The organism is Streptomyces thermoalcalitolerans, from assembly GCF_039525155.1.
GTDB classification, from domain to species: domain Bacteria; phylum Actinomycetota; class Actinomycetes; order Streptomycetales; family Streptomycetaceae; genus Streptomyces; species Streptomyces thermovulgaris.
In genome coordinates this window covers 16,014-38,867 of the sequence record NZ_BAAAHG010000009.1, presented here as the reverse complement: position 1 = coordinate 38,867, position 22,854 = coordinate 16,014, and the positions used below count along the sequence as shown (strand labels likewise).

The following is a 22,854-nucleotide window of genomic DNA, read 5'->3' as shown; positions in this document are numbered from 1 at the left end:
TACCCTGAAGCAGCCGATTCTTGTCCCGAAGGTCCCCGCATGCGCCTGCTTCTCATCCGTCACGCCCAGACTCCGTCGAATGTGCGCTCCCTGCTGGACACGGGCATTCCGGGGCCGGGCCTGACCGAACTCGGCGAGAGGCAGGCCGCCGCACTGCCGAAGACGCTGGCGGGGGAGGACATCGAAGTCCTCTACGCCTCCACCCTCGTCCGCACCCAGCTCACCGCCGCGCCGCTGGCCGCCGCCCGCGGGCTCGAGGTCCTCGTCCGCGACGGCATCCGCGAGCTGTCCGCCGGCGACCTGGAGATGGAGCCGGGCGACTCCGAGCGCGGACAGGCGTACATGCGTACGGTGCTGGCCTGGGCCGCCGGTGACACGGAGCTGCGCATGCCGGGCGGTGAGACCGGCGCCGAGGCCCTGGCCCGCTACGACGCCGTCGTCGCGGAGGCCGCCGCGAGCGGCGCCGGCACCGTCGCCATGGTCAGCCATGGCGCCGCCATCCGTCTGTGGGCCGCCTGCCGCGCCCACAACCTCGACGCCGCCTTCATCGCCGAGCACCGTCTCGAGAACACCGGCGTGGTGGCCCTGGAGGGTTCGCCCGCCGACGGCTGGGAGGCCCTGACCTGGGCCGGTGCCCTGATCGCCCCCGCGGGCGAGCCCGGCCCCGCGGGCCGCATGGCCGGGCAGGCGCAGGCGTAGCCGCGCGGCCGCGCCCCGGTGGCCGGACCCGGCGCGGGCCGTCGCCCTCGGCGGTCATCGACGGTCATCGGCGCAGGAGCGCGCCCAGGCCGCCCGCCGGCATGCCCTCGCCGTCGGCCGGGGCCACCGGGGCCAGTGACAGGGCCGTGGCATCGCCGGTGACCGCCGAGCGGAGCAGGGCGTCGTCGGCACCGGCCGGCCAGGAGCGCTGCTCGCCGAGGATCTTCAGCTCCGTGCGGTGCACGGCCGTCTGGCCCGGGTCCTCGCCGATCCACACCACACGGTGGTTCTCGGTGCCGTCCGGGTGGATCAGCAGCTGCTCCAGACGCTGCTCGCGGGCCGCCTCGACCAGCGCGGGCACCCCCTCGGCGGCGCCGGAGCGGCCCTCGTCGTCCGGGATCCGGGCCGCCCGGAAGCGGTCCAGCGCGGCCTCGACCCGCCGGCGTACGTGCCCCGCGCGGATCTGCTCCACCTCCTCGTCCAGCAGCCGGCTGCCGGCGCCGTGGGGGGCCTCCTCCACACGGTCGTGCAGCCGCCTGGGCAGCCGGCCGCGCACCGCGCGCCGCTCCGGGTCGTCACCGATCAGGATCAGCAGATCGGCCTGCGCCTCCTCCTGGCAGACGCTGAGCGCGTCGGCGATCTCCGCCGCGCTGTGCTCCAGGACGTTCTCCACTCTCAGCTGGAAGTGCCGCTCCGCCCCGTCCCGGTCGACGCCGTTCGTGCGGTGGATGGGCCACTGCTGCCCCACCATCGCGGCGGCCTTCTGCCGGCCCAGCGCGCTGCGCAGCTCGAAGTCCGCACCCCGGCGGTCGATGTACGCCACGATCGCGACCGGGTCCTCACCCATCAGGTCCAGCAGCGGCCCCACGCGCGGCAGCGACGCCCAGGTGGCCCGGCTGCCGCCCGGCGGGGGATGCGCCAGCAGGGGATCGAGCACGACCTCCCCGGCCCGTGCGAACAGGGCCCGCCCGTGCGGATCGGGGAAGTGGCGCAGGTCCTCGATCGCGGTCTCCACCGCCCGGCAGGTGGCCTCGTCCGCACCCTGCCGAGACAGCTCCTGGACCATCGCCCGGGCCGTCGGACGCGCCTCGTGGGCCGTGCCCTCCGCCCACCGGGAGGTGCCGACGTACACGGAGGCCCAGGGACCCGGGTGCTCGTACAGCGGGTGCAGAAAGGCGAGATCCATGACGCCCTCCCGGAGACCGGTCGGTGGCAGTGCACGCCGGGCGGGTACCCGTACCGCATGAACGAACACGACGAGCAGGACAGGACCATGACCGGAGTCGCTCCGGACCGGCTGGACGACCAGCAGCTCATGAAGGAACTGGAGACGATCCACCGCACACGTCACGACACCCTGCTGTACGGCTCGAACGACGCACTGCGGGCCCACAACGAGCGCATGGCGCAGCTCGAGGGCGAGTACCTGCGCCGCAACCCCCGGCGCACGGTCGCCGCGGGCCGCACCCGCGAAGGAGCCCGGGAACGCGGATGCGGGGAGTCCGCGGCTCCCCGTACCTGAGTGCCTGCCGCCGGGCTTTGGGGCGGCGTTGCGCCGGGACGGCGCTGCGGACGGCCCCCACGGTCGTGTCCGTCGGCGCGCTTCCTGCGGCGCGTCGGCGGGCACCATGCCCGGCGACCGCTTCGGCCCGCGCTCCGCCCGGCCGCTCAGCCGGCCGGCCCTTGTGCGCCCTGCGGCCCCCTGTCCGTCCTGCTCGCGGCTCAGCCGGCCCCTTGTCCTTGTTCGGCGAACACCTCCAGGAACGTCTCGCAGAACGCCTTCAGATCACCCGGCTTGCGGCTGGTGACCAGCTTGTTCGGGCCGTTGTCGCAGACCTTCACCTGCTCGTTGACCCAGGTGCCGCCCGCGTTGCGGATGTCCGTCCGCAGGCTCGGCCACGAGGTCAGCTCCCGGCCCCGTACGACGTCCGCCTCGACCAGCAGCCACGGCGCGTGACAGATCGCGGCCACCGGACGCCCGTTGTCGAAGAAGCCCCGTGCGAAGGCCACGGCCTTCTCGTCCAACCGCAGGAAGTCGGGGTTGGCCACGCCGCCCGGCAGGACGAGCGCGTCGAAGGAGTCCGGGGACGCCTCACGGACGACCGCGTCCACCGGGAACGTGTCCGCCTTGTCCAGGTGGTCGAACGCCTGGATCTCTCCGGGCCGGGTCGACACGAGCACGGGCTCATGACCGGCGTCCTTGACCGCCTGCCACGGTTCGGTCAGCTCGACCTGCTCCACACCCTCGGGAGCGGCCAGAAACGCGATGCGCATGATGTCTCGACGTCCTTTCGTCTCGTCGTTCTGCCGTTGTCCTGCCGTTTTTGTTGTTTTGCCGGTTTGCCGTCCTGCTGTCGTCTTGTCGTCTCATCGCCCGCCGACAGGCCCGGCCGGATCCCGGAGCGCCCTTCATGCCCGGTTGTGTCCGGCTCCGACTCCCGCCCACGCGGTGGTCCCGGAGTCCGCCTCGGCCCGGCTGATGTCGGCGAGCGCGGACCGGGGACTCCGCGCCTCGGCCAGATCGCCCAGGCTGACCACGCCGACGGGCAGGCCCGCCTCGACGACGGGCAGCCGGCGCACCGCGTGCGCGCGCATCAGTGCGACGGCCGTGGAGACCCGGTCGTGCGGGCCGACGACGAACGGGTCGGACGTGCACACGGCACCCGCGCTCGCCGCCTGCGGGTCCAGGCCCTCGGCCACGGCCCGCACCGCGATGTCGCGGTCGGTGAGCACACCGACGACGTCCTGCCCGTCGGCCACCACGACGGCGCCGATCTCGTGGTCCCGCATCAGCTGGGCCGCCTCGACCAGCGAGGCGGCCGGACGGACCGCGACCACGCCCGGCGTCATCACGTCCCTCACGAATTCGGCCATCGCACCGGCCTCTTCCGCCTTTCCGCAGCCCCTGTGCCGGTGAGACCGGTGAGACTGATGGGCCCGGTGAGACCGGTAGGGCCGGTGAGACCGGTGGAGCCAGTGGGTCCGACGGGACCTGTGGGAATGGCGCGGTGCGGGCGTGCGGGAGGACGCACCGACCGCGGCGCTCCTGCCGGCGCGGGCCTCATGCGCGGTTCTCCCGGGCGGACCGCGCGGTGTGCGTCAGCTCCTTCGCCAGCTCCTGCACATTGGCGTAGCGCGCCTTGGGCGGCAGCTCCTCCAGTGCCTCGATCAGCGTGTCCGGCGCGTTCCTGCGGCGCAGGGCGCGGATCAGCTCGCCCGGCCTCGCGGGAAAGGAGCCGCGGCCCAGGAGCCTGGCCAGCTCCAGACGGACGGTCTCCAAGGACGCCCTCGAGCCGCCCGGTGCCACCGGTCCGCCCCAGACCTCCGGGTCGTCCTCGGCGGTCGGCTCCGGGTCGTTCCACTCCTGGCTCCGCGTGGGACGGCCGGACCTGAGCAGACCCTGCAACTCGTGCTTCATCTCGTCGTCACGGTGGACACTCAGCCGGTCACTGCCTCGCTGCATGTCTTTCTCCAGATCCTCGGGGTGGCCCCCGCGTACCCGTGCACAGGGAGCCGACACGGGTTTTCCAGAGCGGGGATGCCGACGGGACGACAGGGGCGTGCCGCCCGCGGATTTCCCGGCGGCCGGGGGTTTGCGGACACAGACCGGGGGCAGGCGTAGTCCCAGTGCTTCGGACCGGAGGCACGTCCGTGGGAGCGGCGCCCCGCGCCGCCGTGTGCACGGCCGGTCCGATCGCGCTCGCGCCCCACGGTGACCGCCCATCCCAGAGCGCTCCGAGGGAGTTGCGAGGCACCATGCGAACGCGAGCGGGCGCCCGGCGCCACCCCCATGACGACGCCCCCGACACCGCCGAGGCCTTCCGCCGGCTTGCCGCGCTTCCGGCCGGGCCGCAGCGCGACGCCCTGCGCGACGCGATCGTCCGGGCCTGGCTGCCCATGGCCGAACGGCTCGCCGGCCGTTTCCGCGGGCGCGGCGAGAGCATCGAGGATCTGCGCCAGATCGCGGCCCTCGGCCTGGTCAAAGCGGTCGACCGCTACGACCCCGAGCGCGGCAGCGCCTTCGAGAGCTACGCCGTCCCCACCATCACCGGCGAGATCAAGCGGCACTTCCGCGACCACATGGGGACGATGCACGTCCCGCGCCGGGTGCAGGAGCTGCGCAACCGCGTCCGGTTCGCCGACCAGGACCTCTCCCGGACCCTCCAGGGCCGCCGCCCCACCGTCGCCGAGATCGCCGAGCACACCCGCCTCAGCGAGGAGGACGTACGGGTCGGCCTCGAGGCGATGGAGAGCTTCACCGCCCTCTCGCTCGACGCGGAGCTGTCCGGCAGCGAGGACGGGCACTCCCTCGGCGACTTCCTGGGCTCGCCCGACCCCGCCCTGGACACCGTGGTGGACCGCGAGGCCGTCACACCGCGGCTGGCGGCGCTGCCCGAACGGGAACGGGCCATCCTGTACATGCGGTTCTTCGGCGACATGACCCAGAGCCGGATCGCCGAGCAGCTGGGCATCTCGCAGATGCATGTCTCCCGGCTGATCAGCCGGTGCTGCGACCGGGTGCGGGACCAGGTGATGCGGGAGGACGACACGGAGGACGGCGCCGGGGTGCCGTCCCCGTCCGGGAGCGGGCCGACGGGCGGGCGACGGGCGTCACCCGACAGGTGATTCGTGTCCCGCGAATGGGGCTCTGCCGCGCGCGGCCCCTGGGGGCGGCGGCTGTGATGGGGCGGGAAGGGCACGCGCCCTGTGCCGTCCGCCGCCGGTCCGAGGAGCTCCGTTCATGCGCCGTACCACCGCACGCGTCCTGCCTGTCGTCGTCCTGACCGGACTCATGGCGGGGGGCGTCGCAGCACCGGCCGCCTTCGCGGACCCGGCCGCCCGGGTCCACTGGCCGCACATCAGCCGGCCCGGCACGGGGGTCCTCCTGCCCGCCGCCGACTGCGGCCCGAACGGCGGCGACGCATGCCCCACGGCAGCCGGCCCGTCCGAGGGTGCCCTCCCCGGCGGAGTGCCCGCGGCACCGGCCCCGGACCTCGCCCTCCCGGGCGCACCGCAGGACTCCGTGCCGCAGAACTCCGTGCCACGGGACGCCCCCACCGACGACCCCTTGCGCGATCCCCTCCAGGACCCGGCCGTGCGCCTCCCGCCGCGCGCCGCTCCTTCCCCCGGCCCCTCCCAGGGCCAGGTCCCGCGCGACCCCTCCGCCTCCCGTGCCCCGTCCGGGACCCAGGACTCCGGCGGTCCGTCCCGTGACAATGGCTCACAGGAACCCTCTCGCGGCCAGGCGTCGCGGGATCCGGGCCACGACACGGCGGCCGGCCGCACCTCCTCTCCCGACGGGGGGCCGCGCGACATCGGCGCGTCCTGTGCGGACCCCTCCGACCGGAGATGCGTGGACCATGCGGTACGGCACGGTGTGCGGGCCGGTGCGGGCGGTGCGTTCACCACCTCCCTGCCCGCCCTGGTCGCCGGTGGCCTGCTGATCGCGGCGGCGTTCGGTGCGGCGGTCCACCGGGTCTGGTGGTGGCGAAGGGCCTGACCGGGTCCCGGGCGCCACGGAGGACCGCGGCCCCGGCGGCCGGCCATGGAGCGGCGCCGCCGGGGTACCCGTAGCCGCGAGGGCACGGCCCGCACGCACCGGCGGCGACACGACACGGCATCAGGGACTGCGTGGAGGTACCCATGCTGCGGACGGACCCCGAAGGACACGGCCCCGTCCGCTACGGGCCGTCGGCCCTCCCCGACGACGGACTGCCCGTGCTGCCCGAGCTGTCCGCCGCGCTCGCCGGAGCCACGGCCCGGAGCAGGGAGAGACCGATCGGCGGCGACACGGCCCTGCTGGACGCGGCCTGCGGCTACTGGCTGCGCCGCGGGCTGCCCACCCGGCCCGGCCAGGTGGCGGCCGCACCCGGCGCCCCCTCCCTGCTGCTCGCGCTCACCGCCGCGCTCGGCGGGGACGTCCTGGTGCCCCGGCCGTGCTCCGCCTGGTGGGCACCGTACGCGCGTCTGCTCGGCAGACCCGTCTACCCCGTGGCGACGCCCTCCGAGTGCGGCGGTGTGCCCGACCCGTACGCCCTGCTGGAGACCGTCCGCCGGGTCCGCGCCGAGGGCGGTGACCCCCGGCTGCTGGTCCTGTCCGTCGCCGACGACCCCACCGCGACCGTCGCACCGCCCGAGGTGATGCACGAGACCGTCGAGGCCGCCGCCGGCGAGGGACTGCACCTGATCAGCGACGAGACCTGGCGCGACACCGTGCACGAGCCGCACGGGACGGTGCTGCTCAGCCCCGCCGAGATGCTGCCCGAACGGGTCACCGTCGTCACCGACCTCGCCGGTGCCTTCCTGCCCGCCGGCTGGCCCGCCGCGATCGTCCGCTTTCCCGCCGGCGCCACCGGCGACGCGCTGCACGCGCGTGTGCTCGACGTGCTCACCGCGCTGGACGCACGCATCGCCGACCCCGTCGCCGCCGCGGCCGCCTACGCCCTCGACGAACCCGACGCCGTCACCGCGCGCCTGGCCGCGTCCATACGCCTGCACGCGCGCGTGGCGCACGCCGTGCACACGACCCTGGCCGCCGCCGGCGTGCTCGTCCGGCCGCCGCAGGCCGGCCGCCACCTGTACGCCGATCTCGGTCCGCTGCGCTCTGGACTCACCGACCGCGGCGTGGGGGACGCACAGGAACTGGAGGACTTCCTCACGGCCCGTCTGGACCAGCCCGCTCCGGGCGGCCACCGCTTCGGCGACGACCTCGGTGCCCTGCGGGTGCGGCTGTCCACCGCGGAGTTCCTCGGCCGTACGGACGAGGAGCGCGAGGAGTGCCTCCTGTCTCCCACACCGCTGGAACTGCCGCACGTACAACGTGCGTTGCTCTCCTTGAAGTCGGTCTTCGACGCTCTCCGCGACGATGCTCAGCGATGGGAGTCTCCTCGATGACGCAGCAGTCCGAGCCGATCACGTCCACGACCACTGCCCAGGAAGCCGACGAACCCGCGCCTTCGACCCTGTCCGCCCCGTCGCCCGCGCCGTACCCGCCGCAGGCCGCACCCCGGCCGCTGGGGGAGCGGCGGGTGTGGCCGCGCACCTTCCACGACCGTCTCACCTCCCCGCTGCCCGGCCTGAGGGCCTTCGCCCGGTTCGCCCGTGAGGGCGCCATACGGCCGGGCAAGGAAGGGCTCGCCGACATCCCGCTGCTGCCGTACGAGCCCGCTCCGGTACCGCGTGTGGACGCCCGTACGGTCGCCGTCAGCTGGGTGGGACACGCCAGCTGGATCGTGCAGATCGGCGGGCTGACCGTGCTGACCGACCCCGTCTGGTCCCGTCGCATCATCGGCACCCCGGCGCGCGTCACGCCGGTCGGCGTGCCCTGGGAGGCGCTGCCGCGCGTCGACGCGGTCGTCATCAGCCACAACCACTACGACCACCTGGACGCGCCCACCCTGCGCCGCCTTCCGCGCACCACCCCCGTGTTCGTGCCGGCCGGGCTCGGACGCTGGTTCCGGCGCCGCCGGTTCACCTGCGTCACCGAGCTGGACTGGTGGGAGGCGGCCGAACTGTCGGGAGTCCGCATCGACTTCGTTCCCGCCCACCACTGGTCCAAGCGGACCCTCACCGACACCTGCCGCAGCCTGTGGGGCGGCTGGGTGCTCACCGCCCCCGACGGACAGCGCGTGTACTTCGCCGGCGACACGGGCTACGGCCACTGGTTCTCCCGGATCGGCCGCCGCTATCCCGGCATCGACCTCGCTCTGCTCCCCATCGGCGCCTACGAGCCCCGCTGGTGGCTCAGTGACGTCCACTGCGACCCGGAGGAGGCGGTCCGGGCCGCCCAGGACCTCGGTGCCCGCCGTATGGCCCCCATGCACTGGGGCACCTTCCTCCTCTCCGCCGAGCCGGTCCTGGAACCCCTCACCCGGGTCCGCGCGGCCTGGCGGAAGGCCGGCCTGCCCCGGGAGCATCTGTGGGACCTGCCGGTGGGCGCGTCCCGGATTCTGGAGCGGTAGTCCCGGATTCCAAAGCGGTGGTTCCGGGTCCTGGAGCAGTGGTCCCGGCGTGCCGGACCGGTGAGCCGGCGGAAGGCGGCCGTCGGAGCCCTGGACGGCCGGGGGAGGCCCCGGACGCGGGCGGCGGCGACCGCCACCGCTGACTGCTGGAGGACGCCGGAGGACGCTGGGGGACACCGGGAGCCGCCGCAGGACGCCGGAGGAACGGTCAGTCCGAACGGTGGGCCGGGAGCAGGTGGCGCAGACGGCGCCAGGCCGTGGGGGCGGCGCTCAGAAGGACGGTGAGGGCGATGGCGGCGAGCAGGCCCGCCCAGGGTTCGCTGAACAGGGAGCCGCCGAGGACGCCGATCAGCTGGTAGGTGACGGCCCAGGCCAGGCACGCCGGGAGGTTGCCGCGGGAGAAGCGGTGCAGGGGCCACCGGGCCAGCAGGCAGGCCAGCATCACCGGTATGCGGCCGGCCGGGACGAGACGGGAGAGGACCAGCACCGCGATCCCGTGCTCGGCGAGCATGTTCTGCGCCTGCCTGAGCCGTTCCTCCGGCGCCCGTGAGCGGATCGTCTCCAGCCAGCGCGAGCCGTTCTTCGACTCGAGCCCGCGCCGCCCCAGGCAGTACAGCGTCGCGTCCCCGAGGAACGCCGCCAGCGACGCCGTCACGAACACCAGCGCCGGCGAGAACGGTGCCGTCTGGTGCAGGGCGACCACCGTCGCCGAACTGACCAGCGCCCCCGTCGGCACCACGGGCACGAGCGCCCCGATCAGCACCAGCAGGAACAGCGAGGGATATCCCACCGCCTGCTGCGTGGCCTCCGCCGGCACCGCCGTCGTCGCGGCGGCGAACCGCATCACCGGGCGACCTCCAGACGCACGCTCTCCCCGTGCCCGAGCCGGTGCACCGTCACGCCGGGCGCACGTTGCGCGGCGAGGCGCACGAATTCATCACCCGGCGCATGAAACTCATAGGGGCGCACGGCATCCATTCCGATCGGCCAGTACGTGCCGTAGTGCACCGGCACCGCACTGCGTGCTTCCAGTTGCGTCAGTGCGTGCGCCGCCTGCCCCGCGTCCAGATGCCCGTCGCCGAGGTAGGGTCCCCAGCCACCCACCGGCAGCAGTGCCGTGTCCACCGGCCCGACCTCCTCGGCCATCGTGTCGAACAGGCCGGTGTCCCCGGCGAAGTACGTCCGGGCCTCGCCCTCGACCACGTATCCGAGGGCGGGGGAGCGGTGCCGTCCGAGCGGCAGCCGCCGGCCGTCGTGGTGCGCGGACACGACCCGTACGACGATGCCGCCGATCTCGACCCGGTCCCCGGGCGCGACCTCGGTGAGCCGCAGGTGGCCGAGCCGGCGCAGTCCCGGTACCGCCCGGGGCGCGCCCCGGGGCACCAGCAGGCGCGTACCCCGCTCCAGCCGGGCCAGCGAGGGAAGGTGCAGATGGTCGGCGTGCAGATGGGAGACCAGCACCACGTCCGCCTGCCAGGCGGCCGGCGGCGGCAGCGCGCCCCGGCGCCGTCGCAGATGCGCGAGCCGCCGTGCGAACAGAGGATCGGTGAGCACACGGACGTTCGAGTCCTCTACCGTGCAGGTGGCGTGACCCCACCAGGTGATCTCCACCGGCACTTGTTTGCCTCCTTTGCGCGACTCCCCTTGAGCCTACGTGCAGGAGTAGGGTCGTCGGCGGAAACCCGGAGGTGAGGGGGACGCCATGGGAGAAATGCGGGACGCCCCTGGTGAGGGCGGTGCCCCAGCCGTTCGCGTCACGGCGATCGCGAGCCTGACGCCCCTGGAGGAGCTGCACGACGACCCCTTCCTGGTGGACTCCCGCAGCCAGCACGCGATGTGCGCCCGCTGGGCGGCCGAGCACGGCTACGTGGTCGCCCGGGAGCTGCTGGTCCGCGGGCTGCGGGCCGACCACCGCGCCCTGTGGGAGGGGGTCCGTCCCGGCATCGACCTCTTCGTCGCCCCCAGCCGCCGTGTGCTGGAACGGGCCCTGTCCTCCGTCGAGGAGTTCACCGCGGAGTGCGCGCGCCGGGGCGTCCGAGTGGAGACGGTCGGCCGGGCCGAGCCGTCCTACGACGACCGGATGAAGGCCCGGGTGCACCGCCGTCTGTCCATGCCGACGGCCGGTTACGACGGCCGGTAGCCCCCGGCCGCGGGGGTCCCTCAGCCGCGGGGCCGGGGCTGTCGTCCGCTGTGTTCCGCTGTGTGACAAGCTGGAACGGGACCCGGGCCAGACCGGACGGGGAGGTCGGACGACACGGGGAGTGTGCCGGCGTGGGCGGTGAGCGGTGGCGGGGGTGCGCCGGCCAGGTGGGGCGGAGCGTTGCCGTGTGGGCCGTCTCCACGGTCACCATGCTGGTGCTCGCCTGGATCCTGCCGGACTTCCAGCTGCGGTCCTCCGACGGGGACAGCGTCACCACCGTCGCCCTGACCGCCGCGCTCGGCGCGGGCGCCTTCGGCGTGCTGTCGGCCGTCGTCTGGCCGCTTCTGGTCCGGCTGCTGCTGCTCGTGCCCGCGCTCGTCCTCGGGCTGCTGGTGTTCTTCCTGAACGGGTCGCTGCTGCTGCTCGCCCTGCGCATCGAGCCCTCCGGCCAGGCCGAGGCGGCCCCCGAGACCGCCGTCATCGTGGCCGCGGTGATGTCCGCCGTCGCCTCCGCCACCGGCGGTGCCCTCGCCGTGCGCGACGACGACGCCTACCGGCGCCGGCTCTACCGGCTCGCCGACCGCCGCCGCAGACGTCCGCCGTCCTGCTCGTCGACCCCCGGCACCGTCGTGATCCAGCTCGACGGTGTCGGTCACGACGTGCTGCGGGACGCGGTGGACCAGGGGCTGATGCCCACCGTCGCCCGGTGGCTCGGCGCCGTCCCGGGACAGCCTCCCACCCACCGGCTCACCCCCTGGCGCACCGACTGGTCCAGCCAGACCGGCGCCAGCCAGCTCGGCATCCTGCACGGCACCAACCACGACGTCCCCGCCTTCCGCTGGTACGAGAAGGACACCGGCGAGGTCATGGTCAGCAACCGCCCGCGCAACGCCCTCGAGCTCCAGCGCCGTGCCGTGGAGCGCACCGGGGACGGCGGGCTGCTCACCGGCGACGGGGCCAGCCGCGGCAACCTGTTCACCGGCGGTGCCCGCGAACTCGCCCTCGTCCTGTCCGTCGCCGTGCGCCGGCGCGGCAACCGCTCCCGCGCCGGTTACTTCGCCTACTTCTCCGATCCCGCCAACGCCGTCCGCACCTTCCTCTCCTTCGTCGCCGAGGCCGCCCGTGAGATCGGCCAGTCCACCCGCGCCCGGCTCCGCAAGGAGCACCCCCGGGTCTCCCGCGGCGGCCTGTACCCGCTGATCCGTGCCTTCGCGACCGTCGTCCAGCGGGACGTCGTCGTGGCCGCCGTCGTGGGCGACCTCCTCGCCGGCCGCACCGTCGTCTACGCCGACCTGGTGGCCTACGACGAGGTCGCCCACCACTCCGGCCCGCACAGCCGGGACGCGGCGAAGGTCCTGCACCGCCTCGACCGCTCCCTCGCCCTGATCGAGAAGGTCGCCGAGCACGCCCCCCGCCCCTACCGGATCGTCGTCCTGTCCGACCACGGCCAGAGCCCCGGCGAGACCTTCCGCTCCCGCTACGGCCTCACCCTCGGCGACCTCGTCCGGGCCGGCTGCGGCCTGCCCGTGCCACGCCGGGCCCGGGACACACTTCCCCGGGCGCTCGGCCTGGCCCGGGCGGAGGAGAGCCAGACCGGCGCCGAGGCACGGGCCGTCGTACGGGCCGCGCTGCACCGCCCGGTCGAGGAGCACGACGAGGAGCGGCGGCCCGCCCGCCGCTCAGAACCCGTCGTCCTCGCCTCCGGCAACCTCGGCCTGGTCTCCTTCCCCGACGTGCCGCACCGCATGAGCCAGGAGGAGATCGACGCCCGCCACCCCGCGCTGCTGCCCACGCTCGCCCATCACCCCGGCATCGGCTTTCTGCTCGTGCGCAGCGAGAAGCACGGCGGCCTCGTCCTGGGCGCCGGCGGTGCGCGCGTACCGCTGGACGAACTCGACACCGACCCCGGTCCGCTCGCCGTCTTCGGCCCCGGCGCCGCCGACGCCGTACGCCGCACCCACTCCTTCCCGCACGCCGCCGACATCATGGTCAACTCCCGCTACGACCCCGACAGCGGCGAGGTCCTCGCCTTCGAGGAGCAGATCGGCTCCCACGGCGGCCTCGGCGGCGCCCAGTCCCGTCCGTTCCTGCTGTCGCCGCTCGCCCTCTCGCCCCCGGTCGAGGACGGCGAGGAACTCGTCGGCGCGGAGCACGTCCACCGCGTTCTGCGCCGCTGGCTGCGCGAGGCCGCCGAGGAAGCCGGGGAAGTCCCGGAGGCCGGGGGAGAGGCGCCGCTCCCGGCGGAGGCCGAGAAGGCCGAGGAGGCCGAGGAGGCCGAGGAGGCCGAGGAGGCCGCGGAGGCCGAGAAAGCCGAGGAGGCCGGGGAACAGGCGGCCTGACGGGAGACGGACAAGAGACCGACAGGAGACCGACGAGAGACGAGTGATTGGTGACGAGAGACGAGTGATTCGCCGGACCGTCCGGCAGGTCGTGGCCCGTTCCCGGGGTCCGCGCGCGGTGGATGTGATCGGATGGCAGGTACGGAACCCGGCAACGGGCCCCTAGGCGAAAGGTAAGGAAGAACCGTGGCAACCACGCGTACTGCTCACACCGTCTGGGAAGGCAACCTGCTCGAGGGCAACGGCGTCGTCACCTTCGACTCCTCCGGCATCGGCCAGCAGCCGGTGTCGTGGCCGTCGCGCGCCGAGCAGGCGAACGGCAAGACCAGCCCCGAGGAGCTGATCGCCGCCGCCCATTCCAGCTGCTTCGCCATGGCGCTGTCGCACGGTCTGGCCGGCGCCGGCACCCCGCCCACCCGGCTCCGGACGAAGGCGGACGTCACCTTCCAGCCGGGCGAGGGCATCACGGGCATCCGTCTCAGCGTCGAGGGCACGGTCCCCGGCATCGACAACGACGCGTTCGTCGCCGCCGCCGAGGAGGCCAAGAAGAACTGCCCCGTCAGCCAGGCCCTGGCCGGGACGACGATCACCCTGGACGCGAAGCTCGTCTGACGAGGCACGAGACACGAGGAACGAGAAACGACGAGAGACGCGGGAACGACGAGAGACGCGCCTCTCGATCCCCGCGCCGGTGCCGCGCCCCGTTCTCCGGGGCGCGGCACCGCGCTGTGATGTGCCGCCGCCCTTCCCGTGTTCGCCCCGGCCGTCACCGGGTACCTGCATTGACAGCAGTGCACTCAAGTTTTGTGCCGGAGAGCAGGAGGCCCTGGCGGAAGGGGACGGAGATGGCACGCGCGGTCGGGATCGATCTGGGGACGACGAACTCGGTGGTGGCCGTCCTGGAGGGCGGTGAGCCCACCGTCGTCGCCAACGCCGAGGGCGCGCGGACCACGCCGTCGGTCGTGGCGTTCGCCAAGAACGGCGAGGTGCTCGTCGGCGAGGTGGCCAAGCGGCAGGCGGTGACGAACGTGGAGCGCACCGCCCGGTCCGTCAAACGCCACATGGGGGACTCGCACTGGCGGTTCCCCGAGAAGGGCTCCATCGACGGCACCCGCTACCGGGCGCAGGAGCTGTCCGCGCGGGTCCTGCAGAAGCTGAAGCGGGACGCGGAGTCCTATCTCGGCGAGGACGTCACGGACGCGGTGATCACCGTGCCGGCGTACTTCGACGACGCCCAGCGGCAGGCGACCAAGGAGGCCGGGGAGATCGCCGGCCTGAAGGTCCTCAGGATCATCAACGAGCCGACGGCCGCCGCGCTCGCCTACGGCCTGGACCGCAACGAGGAGCAGACGGTCCTGGTCTTCGACCTCGGCGGCGGCACCTTCGACGTGTCCCTGCTGGAGATCGGCGACGGCGTCATCGAGGTCAAGGCCACCAACGGCGACACCCAGCTCGGCGGCGACGACTGGGACCAGCGGATCGTCGAGTACCTGGTGAAACGGTTCAAGGGCCAGTACGGGATCGATCTCGGCAACGACAAGATGGCGGTGCAGCGGCTGCGTGAGGCCGCCGAGAAGGCCAAGATCGAGCTGTCGTCGTCCACCGAGACGACCATCAACCTGCCCTACATCACCGCGTCCGCCGAGGGCCCGCTGCACCTGGACGAGAAGCTGACCCGGGCCCAGTTCCAGGAGCTCACCGCCGATCTGCTGGAGCGCTGCCAGAAGCCCTTCCACCAGGCGGTCAAGGACGCGGGCATCCAGCTGTCGGAGATCGACCACGTGATCCTCGTCGGCGGCTCCACCCGGATGCCGGCGGTGACCGACCTGGTGCGGAAGCTCACCGGCAAGGACCCGCACAAGGGAGTCAACCCCGACGAGGTGGTGGCCGTGGGCGCCGCCCTCCAGGCGGGCGTGCTCCGCGGCGACGTCAAGGACGTCCTCCTCCTCGACGTCACCCCGCTGTCCCTGGGCATCGAGACCAAGGGCGGCATCATGACCAAGCTGATCGAGCGCAACACCACGATCCCGACCAAGCGCTCGGAGATCTTCACCACGGCCACCGACAACCAGCCCTCGGTCGGCATCCAGGTCTACCAGGGCGAGCGGGAGATCGCCGCGTACAACAAGAAGCTCGGGGTCTTCGACCTCACCGGACTGCCGCCCGCCCCGCGGGGGGTGCCGCAGATCGAGGTCACCTTCGACATCGACGCCAACGGGATCATGCACGTCTCCGCCAAGGACCTCGCGACCGGGCGCGAGCAGAAGATGACCGTGACCGGCGGCTCGGCGCTGCCCAAGGAGGAGATCGACCGCATGGTGCGGGACGCCGAGCAGTACGCCGAGGAGGACCGCAAACGCCGGGAGGCCGCCGAGGCCCGCAACCAGGCCGAGCAGCTCGTCTACCAGACCGAGAACTTCCTGCGCGACAACGGCGACCGCGTTCCCGCCGACACCAGGTCCGAGGTCGAGGCGGCCGTCGCCGAGGTCAAGACCCTCCTCAAGGACAACGCCGACACCGCCGACCTGCGCACCGCCGGCGAGAAACTGGCCTCCGTCAGCCAGAAGATGGGCCAGGCCATGTACGCCCAGGCCCAGCAGCAGACGGCCCCGGACGGCACCGAGCACCCCACCGCCCCCCAGGACGAGGAGGGCGTGGTGGACGCGGAGATCGTCGACGAGGACCGGGAGGACCGGGACGCCAAGGGCGGAGCCGCCTGACACCACCGAGCACGCCGCCCCGGCCGCCCCCCCCGGCTCGGCCGGTGCGGCGGAGCACGCGAGGGACGACCCTCCGCAGAAGGAGCCGGCAGGAGCCAGCGGGAGAAGCCTGGAGAGGACAGAAAGAGACAGAGGACAGAAAGAGACAGAGGACAGAAAGAGACAGGGAGGGTCTCAGAACCTCTCCCGGCACTCCCACAGCAGCTTCCGGGTGCGCTCGGCCGACGCCGCTCGCGCCGACATGTGGTCCAGGACCTCCAGATGGGAGGAGATCTCCGTGCGCGAGTCCAGGTACAGGGCGCCGCTCAGATACTCCGTGTAGACCAGGTCGGGCAGCTCCGGCTCGGCGAAGCGGAACAGCGAGAACGGCGCGTACGTCCCCGGGTGCGGGCCGTCCGTGAACTCGGCCACCTGCACCGTCACCCGGTCCCGCTCGGAGTACTCCAGCAGCTTGTCCAGCTGCTCGCGCATCACCTCGCCCCCGCCCACCGGCCGCCGTAGCACCGTCTCGTCGATGACCACCCACAGGTGCGGCGGGTCCGGCCGCTCCAGCAGCCGCTGCCGGGCCATGCGCAGCGCCACATGCCGCTCGACCGCCTCCTGCCCCCGCCAGCCGACCGTCCCGGTCTGGAGCACCGCGCGTGCGTAGCGCTCCGTCTGCAGCAGTCCGGGTACGAAGTGCGGCTCGTAGGAGCGGATCAGCTGGGCCGCCTCCTCCAGGCTCACATACAGGCTGAACCACTCCGGCAGCACATCGTGGTACCGCTGCCACCAGCCCGGCCGATTGGCCTCCTCGGCCAGCTTCACGAAGCCGGCCGCCTCCTCGGCGCCCACCCCGTACGCGTTCAGCAGCATCTGTACGTACGGGATCTTCAGGGCGACCTCGGCCATCTCCATCCGCCGTACGGTCGCGGGCGCCACCCGCAGCACCCGCGCGGCCTCCTCACGCCCCAGTCCGGCTGCCTCCCGTAACTCCTGCAGCCGTCTGCCGAGCACCACCTGACCCACGGTGGGTGCGGGCCGCCGCTCACTCACGCCATGCCGCCTTCCCTCAAATCACCACCGGAAGAAGGTACTTCACCATCACCGGGAGCGCGGGCAGAAACGCTTGTTCACCGGCCCCCGCACCCTGGGCCGGTAGCCTCCGGGATGTCCCCGGTTGCGGCCGGGGCGGCGGCGGACGGAACAATGGCCGCACGCACGACCATGATCGAGGAGGGGGCCGGACATGACCGAGCCGTGGAAGCAGTCCTGGGAAGCAGGGGCGGTGTACCGCGCCAGAGTGCGCGGCTGCCTGCTGGGCGGGGCCCTCGGGGACGCCCTCGGTCACCCGGTCGAGTTCAGCTCCCTGGACCAGATCCGCGCCACGCACGGCCCGCGCGGCGTGACCGGCCTGCCGTCCGGTCCGGGAGGCTCGGCGGGCACGGTCGCCCTGATCACCGACGACACCCAGATGACCCTGTTCACCGCGGAGGGACTGCTCCAGGCCCGTGAGCGCGAGCGGACGAAGGGCATCGGCGGCGGCTGGCCCCGCCTGCTGCGCTGGGCCTACGACCGCTGGCTGGAGACCCAGCTCAAGCCGGGCCCGGAGGCGAGCATGATGGCCCAGCCCTCCGGCGGCTCCTACCAGGGCCCCCGCGGCGGCCTGATCACCGAGCGCTGGCTGTACGCCCGCCGCGCCCCCGGAAACGCCTGCCTGTCCGGGCTCACCCACGCCGACTTCGTGCCCGATCCGGCGGCCGAACTCGGCCCGCCCGGCCCCGTCAACTCCAACTCCAAGGGCTGCGGCACCGTGATGCGCTCGGCCCCCTTCGGCCTGACCGGCGTCGACCCCGCCACCGCCTTCGACATGGCTGCCCGCTGCGCCCAGATCACCCACGGCCACCCCACCGGCTACTACGCCGCCGGTGCGTTCGCCGCGATCGTCGCGTACATCCTGGGCGGAGACTCGATCGAGGGCGCGACCCTGCGCACCCTGCGCCTGCTCGCCCGTCACCCCGGACACGAGGAGACCACCACCGCCCTGGAGCAGGCCCTCGACCTGGCCGCCGAGGGCAGCCCGACCCCCGAGAAGCTGGAAAAGCTCGGCGGCGGCTGGATCGCCGAGGAGGCGCTGGCCATCGGCGTCTACAGCGCTCTTGCCGCCCCCCGGGTCGAGGACGCCCTGCTGCTCTCCGTCAACCACTCGGGCGACAGCGACTCCACCGGCTCCATCTGCGGCAACATCCTCGGCGCCCGGTACGGCGACCACGGTCTGCCCCACACCTGGGTGGAGCAGGTCGAGGGGCGTGCCCGGATCGCCGCCCTGGCGGACGACCTCGCCGCCGCGTGCGCGGCCGGCTGACCCGCCTTCCTTCCGGCCTGGGACGTGGCGTCCCTCCTGTGGCAGTCTGAACACGTACGTGTTCTGTCGCCCCGTCAGGCCACGCCCAGGAAGGGGACGAACCATGGCCGTCGAACCGCTGTCGTCCAAGGAGATCGAGGACCGGCTGGCCGAACTGCCCGGCTGGTCCCTCGACGGGGACCGTCTCACCCGCTCCTTCCGGCTCGGCTCGCACTTCGCGGCGACGGCCATGGTCGTGCACATCGCCCAGGTGCAGGAGGAGCTCGACCATCACTCCGACCTCACCCTCGGCTACAACACGGTCTCGCTCAGGGTGAACACCCACAGCGCGGGCGGCGTCATCACCGAGAAGGACTTCGAACTCGCCCGCAGGGTGCAGGACCTCGCACCGGGGCACGGGGCGAGCTGAGCGGTCACCGGGACGGGGGGAGACCGGGTGCTGGACTACGACAAGGAAGCCGAGTGCTACGACGCCCTGCGCGGCGGCGAGCCCAGGGCGGCCGCCGCGGCCCGGGCCGTTCTCGAGTTCATACCGCGCGGGGCACGGGAGGTGCTGGACGTCGGCTGCGGCACCGGCATCGTGACCCGCCGCCTCGCCGCTGCCCGCGCCGGTCTGCGGGTCGTCGGCGTCGACCGGTCGGAGGCGATGGCCCGGCAGGCCGCGGCCCGCCTGCCCGGCGCCGTCGTCCTCGCCGACGGCCGCCGTCTGCCCTTTCCGGACGAGCGGTTCGACGCCGTCACCAGCGTGTGGCTGCTGCATCTCGCACCGAGCGCCGAGGACGCGCGGGCGATCGTCGCCGAGTGCGCCCGGATGCTCCGGCCCGGCGGGGTGTACGTCACCACGGTCGACAAGGCCGCCGCGCACAACGTCGGCAGCGACATCGACGCCGTTCTCGCCTCCCGGCCGCGCAGCCCCGCCCGGGACGCCGAGGACCTGGTCGTCCGGTACGCCGCCGAGCACGGTCTGCTCCCGGTCGGCCGGGGCCGCTTCCAGGGCCTGGGCCAGGGCCGCAGCCCCCGCCGTACCATCGCCGACCTGCGGCGCGGCTGGTTCGTCACGCTGCCGCCCGGCGATCCGCTCAGCGAGGAGTTCGCCGCCCGGCTGGCAGCCCTGCCCGACCAGGACCGCCCCCGCCCGGACCCGGTCTTCACCCTGCGCGCCTTTCTCAAACCGCCCGACGGCCGCGTTCCTCCGTCCCACGAGGCCTGAAGAGCCCGGCCGGGCCGGCCGAGCCGGCCGATCCGGCCGGCCCGGCTCGTCCGACCGCCCGGGGAGCCGAGCCTTGCCGAGGAGCCCGCGGCCACCGCGGGACGTGGGCCCGCGCCTTCGGATTTTTTGCCGTCCCGGCAACAGAAGTGGCCCCTCGGCGGTGCGGCGGCGCAGGCTGAGCGCAGCGCACAGGAGCAGAGCAGGAGCAGGGAGGGCGACCCCCATGGCGCACGAGCGCGGAGAGCGTCGGACCGGAGAGCACCAGGCCGCAGAGCGCGGGCACGGCGAGCACCGGCACGGCGGGCACCACGGGCACCTTCACGGGAGCACCGACATCGACTGGGGTGCGATGGCGCCGCTCCTGGAGTCCCAGGCGGAACTGTTCGCCCCTCTCCACGAGCAGGTCATGGACTGGCTGGCGAAGGGGGTGACCGAGCCGGGGCTGATCGTCGATGCCGGCAGCGGGCCGGGGGTGGTGTCCTGTCTGTTCGCCGAGACCTTCCCGGGCGCCCGGGTGGTCGCGGTGGACGGCTCCGAGCCGCTCCTCGAACGGGCCCGCGCCCGGGCCGCCCGCCTCGGCCTCACCGACCGCTTCGCCACCATCACCGGTGAACTGCCGGACGCACTGGACGAGTTGGACCACCCGGCCGATCTGCTGTGGGCCGCCAACAGCCTGCACCACGTGGGCGACCAGCGGGCCGCCCTCGCCGCGTTCGCCGGGCGGCTGGCGCCCGGCGGCACTCTCGCCCTGCTCGAGGGCGGACTGCCGGCCCGCTTCCTGCCCCGGGACATCGGCATCGGCCGCCCGGGCCTCCAGGCCCGCCTCGACGCGGCGCAGGAGGACTGGTTCACACGTATGCGGGCCGAACTGCCCGGTTCCGCCGCCGAGACCGAGGACTGGCCGGCGCTGCTCGCCGCCGCGGGCCTGAAGCCCACCCGCACCCGCAGTTTCCTGCTGGACCTGCCCGCCCCGGTCTCCGACCGCGCCCGCGCCTACGTCGCCGCCACCCTGGGCCATGCGCGCGAATTCCTCGGGGACGGCATCGACGAGGACGACCGCGCGACCCTCGACCGTCTCCTCGACCCCGAGGACGAGGCGAGCGTGCACCGCCGGAAGGACCTGTTCGTCCTGAAGGCGCACACTGTGTACACGGCCGTCCGGACCTCCTGAGCACACCGGTCCGGACTGCCTGAGCGCACCGGTCCCCGTCTCCGTCACCGGCGCACGGGGCGCCGGTGACGGAGACCGGGGTCATGCCAGGTTGAACGTCGCCGGGTCCGGACCGAGGCGCCGGTCCTCGTTCAGCGCGCTGATCGCCGCGAGGTCCTCGTCGTCCAGGCGGAAGTCGAAGACCTCGATGTTCTCCCGGATCCGGGACGGGGTCACCGACTTCGGGATCACGATGTTGCCCTGCTGGAGGTGCCAGCGCAGCACGATCTGGGCCGGGGTGCGGTTGTGCTTCTGCGCGATCGCGACGATCGCCGGAACCTTCAGCAGGCCCTTGCCCTGGCCGAGCGGCGACCAGGCCTCGGTGGCGATGCCCCGCTTCGCGTGGTACTCACGGGCGGCGTGCTGCTGGAGGTGCGGGTGCAGCTCGATCTGGTTGACCGCCGGAACCACCGAGGTCTCGGCGGCCAGACGGTCCAGGTGCTCGGGAAGGAAGTTGGAGACGCCGATCGCCCGGGCGCGCCCCTCGGAGTACAGCTTCTCGAACGCCTTGTAGGTGTCGACGTACTTCTCCCTGGCCGGCGTCGGCCAGTGGATCAGGTACAGATCCACGTACTCCAGGCCGAGCCGGTCCAGCGATGCGTCTAAAGCGCGCAGCGCGGAGTCGTACCCCTGGTCGCTGTTCCAGAGCTTGGTGGTGACGAAGATGTCCTCGCGGGGGATCCCGGAGGCGGCGATGGCCCTGCCGGTGCCCTCCTCGTTCTCGTAGATCGCCGCTGTGTCGATGCTGCGGTACCCGGCCTCCAGCGCGGTGGCGACGGCCCGCTCCGCCTCGTCGTTCGGCACCTGCCAGACACCGAAGCCCAGCTGGGGCATCCTGATGCCGTTGTTGAGGGTGATCGAGGGGACCTTGCTGCTCACAAACTCCTGACCCTTCGGTTGGCGTCACGTCGTCAGGTGATACTCCCATCGTCGACGATCACGGCTCGCGCCGCACCCCTGTTGTGTGCGTGGGGGACGGTGCGACAGGGCACTCCGATGCCGTGATCGCGCGGTCTCCCGTCCGGCTCGCGGGATCATGTGCGCGGCCCGGAGGAACCGGGCCATTCCGGCGGGGGGGGGGGGACGATGGAGAGGGGCCGCCCGCCGGTCGGTCCCGTACCGTCGACGGACATGAGCGAGCCGACGGACATGAGCGAGCCGACGGACATGAGCGAGTGGAGCACTGGAGTACCGTGAAACGCCTGCACTGGCCGAGCCGGCTGCCGATCGACCCGTACATAGTGCTGCTGATCGGCGTGGTGGGCCTCGCCGCGCTCCTGCCGGCCCGCGGCACGGCCGCCCAGGTGGTCTCGGGCGCCTCCACCGCCGCGATCGCCTTCCTGTTCTTTCTCTACGGCGTCCGCCTGTCCACCCGTGAGGCGCTGGACGGCCTGAGGCACTGGCGCCTGCATGTCACGGTCCTGGCCTGCACTTTTCTTGTCTTCCCCCTGCTGGGCCTGGCCGCCCGCGGTCTGGTGCCCACCGTCCTGACCCAGCCGCTCTACCAGGGCCTGCTCTTTCTCACCCTCGTCCCGTCGACCATCCAGTCGTCGATCGCCTTCACCTCCATCGCCCGCGGCAATGTGCCCGCCGCGATCTGCGCGGGTTCCTTCTCCTCCCTGGTCGGCATCGTCCTCACCCCGCTGCTCGCGGCCGTCCTCCTCGGCGGCGACGGCGGCGGCTTCTCCGCGCGCTCACTGGTCACGATCGTGCTGCAGCTGCTGGTGCCGTTCGTCGCCGGACAGGTGCTGCGCCCGTGGATCGGCGGTTTCGTCGCCCGGCACCGCAAGGTCCTCGGACTCGTCGACCGCGGTGCGATCCTGCTCGTCGTCTACGCCGCGTTCAGCGAGGGCATGGTCCGCGGCATCTGGCACCGGGTGAGCCCGGCCCGGCTGGGCGCCCTGCTCGGGGTGGAGGCCGTACTGCTCGCCGTGATGCTCGCCCTGACCTGGTACGGCGCCCGGGCACTGCGCTTCGGCCGGGCCGACCGTATCGCCATCCAGTTCGCCGGCTCGAAGAAGTCCCTGGCCGCCGGCCTGCCCATGGCGGGCGTCCTGTTCGGCGCCCACGCCTCCCTCGCCGTGCTGCCGTTGATGCTCTTCCACCAGATGCAGCTCATGGTCTGCGCGGTGATCGCCAAGCGCCGTTCCCGCGATCCCGAGGCCCGGCAGGAGACCCCGCCGGTCGGGGCGGGCCTCTCCTCCGGCTGAGGCCCGCGCGAGGCCCCGCGG

At 73.3% G+C, this 22,854-nt stretch carries 23 protein-coding genes; 15 read left to right on the top strand and 8 right to left on the bottom strand.

What is annotated here, in order from left to right; translation table 11 throughout:
• The first annotated feature begins 39 nt into the window (after window positions 1-39).
• Window positions 40-699: a histidine phosphatase family protein gene (locus ABD224_RS07980; protein ID WP_344048384.1), complete on the top strand. Its 660-nt coding sequence runs from the start codon at window positions 40-42 to the stop codon at window positions 697-699.
• A 64-nt stretch (window positions 700-763) separates the two neighbouring features.
• Here ABD224_RS07980 and ABD224_RS07975 read toward each other — a convergent pair whose 3' ends face one another.
• Window positions 764-1,885 (bottom strand): baeRF2 domain-containing protein, encoded by a 1,122-nt coding sequence (locus ABD224_RS07975; protein WP_344048382.1) that lies wholly within the window; start codon window positions 1,883-1,885, stop codon window positions 764-766.
• A gap of 57 nt (window positions 1,886-1,942) precedes the next feature.
• Between ABD224_RS07975 and ABD224_RS07970 the strand changes: the two genes are divergently transcribed.
• Window positions 1,943-2,221 carry a DUF6158 family protein gene (locus ABD224_RS07970; protein ID WP_344048380.1) on the top strand — a complete coding sequence of 93 codons (279 nt, stop codon included), beginning with the start codon at window positions 1,943-1,945 and terminating at the stop codon, window positions 2,219-2,221.
• A 200-nt stretch (window positions 2,222-2,421) separates the two neighbouring features.
• Here ABD224_RS07970 and ABD224_RS07965 read toward each other — a convergent pair whose 3' ends face one another.
• The 3 genes from ABD224_RS07965 to ABD224_RS07955 all read right to left on the bottom strand — a co-directional run bounded on the left by ABD224_RS07965 (window position 2,422) and on the right by ABD224_RS07955 (window position 4,162).
• Complete coding sequence (locus ABD224_RS07965) at window positions 2,422-2,973, bottom strand: type 1 glutamine amidotransferase domain-containing protein (protein ID WP_344048378.1); 552 nt, start codon at window positions 2,971-2,973, stop codon at window positions 2,422-2,424.
• 135 nt (window positions 2,974-3,108) lie between these two features.
• The gene (locus ABD224_RS07960; RefSeq protein ID WP_344048376.1) at window positions 3,109-3,573 is read right to left on the bottom strand and encodes a CBS domain-containing protein; all 465 of its coding nucleotides are present in this window, start codon (window positions 3,571-3,573) and stop codon (window positions 3,109-3,111) included.
• Window positions 3,574-3,760: 187 nt separating this feature from the next.
• Window positions 3,761-4,162: a DUF2795 domain-containing protein gene (locus ABD224_RS07955; protein ID WP_344048374.1), complete on the bottom strand. Its 402-nt coding sequence runs from the start codon at window positions 4,160-4,162 to the stop codon at window positions 3,761-3,763.
• A 293-nt stretch (window positions 4,163-4,455) separates the two neighbouring features.
• On the opposite strand from ABD224_RS07955, the gene ABD224_RS07950 reads away from it, so the two are divergent.
• The 4 genes from ABD224_RS07950 to ABD224_RS07935 all read left to right on the top strand — a co-directional run bounded on the left by ABD224_RS07950 (window position 4,456) and on the right by ABD224_RS07935 (window position 8,660).
• Window positions 4,456-5,325 (top strand): RNA polymerase sigma factor SigF, encoded by an 870-nt coding sequence (locus ABD224_RS07950; protein ID WP_344048372.1) that lies wholly within the window; start codon window positions 4,456-4,458, stop codon window positions 5,323-5,325.
• A gap of 115 nt (window positions 5,326-5,440) precedes the next feature.
• A complete protein-coding gene (locus ABD224_RS07945) occupies window positions 5,441-6,199 on the top strand; it encodes a hypothetical protein (protein ID WP_344048370.1) in 759 nt (252 codons plus the stop codon).
• Between the two features lie 143 nt (window positions 6,200-6,342).
• On the top strand, window positions 6,343-7,593 hold the full coding sequence (locus tag ABD224_RS07940) for an aminotransferase class I/II-fold pyridoxal phosphate-dependent enzyme (RefSeq protein ID WP_344048367.1): 1,251 nt from the start codon (window positions 6,343-6,345) through the stop codon (window positions 7,591-7,593).
• Window positions 7,590-8,660, top strand: coding sequence for an MBL fold metallo-hydrolase (locus ABD224_RS07935; RefSeq protein ID WP_344048365.1), 1,071 nt, complete (start codon window positions 7,590-7,592; stop codon window positions 8,658-8,660). Before ABD224_RS07940 ends, ABD224_RS07935 begins: the two co-directional genes overlap by 4 nt.
• 208 nt (window positions 8,661-8,868) lie before the next feature.
• On the opposite strand, the gene ABD224_RS07930 is transcribed toward ABD224_RS07935, so the two are convergent.
• Both ABD224_RS07930 and ABD224_RS07925 read right to left on the bottom strand, forming a co-directional pair.
• Window positions 8,869-9,504, bottom strand: a complete 636-nt coding sequence (locus tag ABD224_RS07930; RefSeq protein ID WP_344048363.1) for a DedA family protein — start codon at window positions 9,502-9,504, stop codon at window positions 8,869-8,871.
• The gene (locus ABD224_RS07925) at window positions 9,504-10,277 is read right to left on the bottom strand and encodes an MBL fold metallo-hydrolase (protein WP_344048361.1); all 774 of its coding nucleotides are present in this window, start codon (window positions 10,275-10,277) and stop codon (window positions 9,504-9,506) included. The genes ABD224_RS07930 and ABD224_RS07925 overlap by 1 nt, the downstream gene beginning before the upstream one ends.
• A gap of 94 nt (window positions 10,278-10,371) precedes the next feature.
• Here ABD224_RS07925 and ABD224_RS07920 point away from each other — a divergent pair, with 94 nt between their 5' ends.
• The 4 genes from ABD224_RS07920 to dnaK all read left to right on the top strand — a co-directional run bounded on the left by ABD224_RS07920 (window position 10,372) and on the right by dnaK (window position 15,859).
• Window positions 10,372-10,800, top strand: a complete 429-nt coding sequence (locus ABD224_RS07920) for a hypothetical protein (RefSeq protein ID WP_425580938.1) — start codon at window positions 10,372-10,374, stop codon at window positions 10,798-10,800.
• A 131-nt stretch (window positions 10,801-10,931) separates the two neighbouring features.
• A complete protein-coding gene (locus ABD224_RS07915; RefSeq protein WP_344048357.1) occupies window positions 10,932-13,139 on the top strand; it encodes a phage holin family protein in 2,208 nt (735 codons plus the stop codon).
• Between the two features lie 186 nt (window positions 13,140-13,325).
• On the top strand, window positions 13,326-13,751 hold the full coding sequence (locus tag ABD224_RS07910) for an OsmC family protein (RefSeq protein WP_344048355.1): 426 nt from the start codon (window positions 13,326-13,328) through the stop codon (window positions 13,749-13,751).
• A 233-nt stretch (window positions 13,752-13,984) separates the two neighbouring features.
• Entirely contained in the window at window positions 13,985-15,859 is a 1,875-nt protein-coding gene (gene dnaK / locus ABD224_RS07905; RefSeq protein ID WP_344048353.1) for a molecular chaperone DnaK, read from the top strand.
• Between the two features lie 174 nt (window positions 15,860-16,033).
• Here the strand turns inward: dnaK and ABD224_RS07900 are convergent, their stop codons facing one another.
• Window positions 16,034-16,894, bottom strand: a complete 861-nt coding sequence (locus ABD224_RS07900) for a helix-turn-helix domain-containing protein (protein ID WP_344048351.1) — start codon at window positions 16,892-16,894, stop codon at window positions 16,034-16,036.
• Window positions 16,895-17,087: 193 nt separating this feature from the next.
• Between ABD224_RS07900 and ABD224_RS07895 the strand changes: the two genes are divergently transcribed.
• The 4 genes from ABD224_RS07895 to ABD224_RS07880 all read left to right on the top strand — a co-directional run bounded on the left by ABD224_RS07895 (window position 17,088) and on the right by ABD224_RS07880 (window position 20,584).
• Window positions 17,088-18,203 carry an ADP-ribosylglycohydrolase family protein gene (locus tag ABD224_RS07895; RefSeq protein ID WP_344048348.1) on the top strand — a complete coding sequence of 372 codons (1,116 nt, stop codon included), beginning with the start codon at window positions 17,088-17,090 and terminating at the stop codon, window positions 18,201-18,203.
• Between the two features lie 103 nt (window positions 18,204-18,306).
• Window positions 18,307-18,612: a 4a-hydroxytetrahydrobiopterin dehydratase gene (locus tag ABD224_RS07890; protein WP_344048346.1), complete on the top strand. Its 306-nt coding sequence runs from the start codon at window positions 18,307-18,309 to the stop codon at window positions 18,610-18,612.
• Between the two features lie 27 nt (window positions 18,613-18,639).
• Window positions 18,640-19,413, top strand: coding sequence for a class I SAM-dependent methyltransferase (locus ABD224_RS07885; protein ID WP_344048344.1), 774 nt, complete (start codon window positions 18,640-18,642; stop codon window positions 19,411-19,413).
• A gap of 223 nt (window positions 19,414-19,636) precedes the next feature.
• The gene (locus ABD224_RS07880) at window positions 19,637-20,584 is read left to right on the top strand and encodes a class I SAM-dependent methyltransferase (protein ID WP_344048342.1); all 948 of its coding nucleotides are present in this window, start codon (window positions 19,637-19,639) and stop codon (window positions 20,582-20,584) included.
• Between the two features lie 81 nt (window positions 20,585-20,665).
• Here ABD224_RS07880 and ABD224_RS07875 read toward each other — a convergent pair whose 3' ends face one another.
• Entirely contained in the window at window positions 20,666-21,502 is an 837-nt protein-coding gene (locus ABD224_RS07875; RefSeq protein WP_344048340.1) for an aldo/keto reductase, read from the bottom strand.
• A 314-nt stretch (window positions 21,503-21,816) separates the two neighbouring features.
• Here ABD224_RS07875 and ABD224_RS07870 point away from each other — a divergent pair, with 314 nt between their 5' ends.
• The gene (locus tag ABD224_RS07870; protein ID WP_344048338.1) at window positions 21,817-22,833 is read left to right on the top strand and encodes a bile acid:sodium symporter family protein; all 1,017 of its coding nucleotides are present in this window, start codon (window positions 21,817-21,819) and stop codon (window positions 22,831-22,833) included.
• The last annotated feature ends 21 nt before the right edge of the window (window positions 22,834-22,854 follow it).

Excerpts from the sequence above, each read along its gene's own strand:
- ABD224_RS07960 (WP_344048376.1), bottom strand. The coding sequence starts at position 3,573 with ATGGCCGAATTCGTGAGGGACGTGATGACGCCGGGCGTGGTCGCGGTC.
- ABD224_RS07955 (WP_344048374.1), bottom strand. The coding sequence starts at position 4,162 with ATGCAGCGAGGCAGTGACCGGCTGAGTGTCCACCGTGACGACGAGATG.
- ABD224_RS07920 (WP_425580938.1), top strand. The coding sequence starts at position 10,372 with ATGCGGGACGCCCCTGGTGAGGGCGGTGCCCCAGCCGTTCGCGTCACG.
- dnaK (WP_344048353.1), top strand. The coding sequence starts at position 13,985 with ATGGCACGCGCGGTCGGGATCGATCTGGGGACGACGAACTCGGTGGTG.
- ABD224_RS07965 (WP_344048378.1), bottom strand. The coding sequence starts at position 2,973 with ATGCGCATCGCGTTTCTGGCCGCTCCCGAGGGTGTGGAGCAGGTCGAG.
- ABD224_RS07935 (WP_344048365.1), top strand. The coding sequence starts at position 7,590 with ATGACGCAGCAGTCCGAGCCGATCACGTCCACGACCACTGCCCAGGAA.
- ABD224_RS07980 (WP_344048384.1), top strand. The coding sequence starts at position 40 with ATGCGCCTGCTTCTCATCCGTCACGCCCAGACTCCGTCGAATGTGCGC.
- ABD224_RS07940 (WP_344048367.1), top strand. The coding sequence starts at position 6,343 with ATGCTGCGGACGGACCCCGAAGGACACGGCCCCGTCCGCTACGGGCCG.
- ABD224_RS07975 (WP_344048382.1), bottom strand. The coding sequence starts at position 1,885 with ATGGATCTCGCCTTTCTGCACCCGCTGTACGAGCACCCGGGTCCCTGG.
- ABD224_RS07945 (WP_344048370.1), top strand. The coding sequence starts at position 5,441 with ATGCGCCGTACCACCGCACGCGTCCTGCCTGTCGTCGTCCTGACCGGA.
- ABD224_RS07895 (WP_344048348.1), top strand. The coding sequence starts at position 17,088 with ATGACCGAGCCGTGGAAGCAGTCCTGGGAAGCAGGGGCGGTGTACCGC.
- ABD224_RS07970 (WP_344048380.1), top strand. The coding sequence starts at position 1,943 with ATGAACGAACACGACGAGCAGGACAGGACCATGACCGGAGTCGCTCCG.
- ABD224_RS07950 (WP_344048372.1), top strand. The coding sequence starts at position 4,456 with ATGCGAACGCGAGCGGGCGCCCGGCGCCACCCCCATGACGACGCCCCC.
- ABD224_RS07930 (WP_344048363.1), bottom strand. The coding sequence starts at position 9,504 with ATGCGGTTCGCCGCCGCGACGACGGCGGTGCCGGCGGAGGCCACGCAG.
- ABD224_RS07880 (WP_344048342.1), top strand. The coding sequence starts at position 19,637 with ATGGCGCACGAGCGCGGAGAGCGTCGGACCGGAGAGCACCAGGCCGCA.
- ABD224_RS07890 (WP_344048346.1), top strand. The coding sequence starts at position 18,307 with ATGGCCGTCGAACCGCTGTCGTCCAAGGAGATCGAGGACCGGCTGGCC.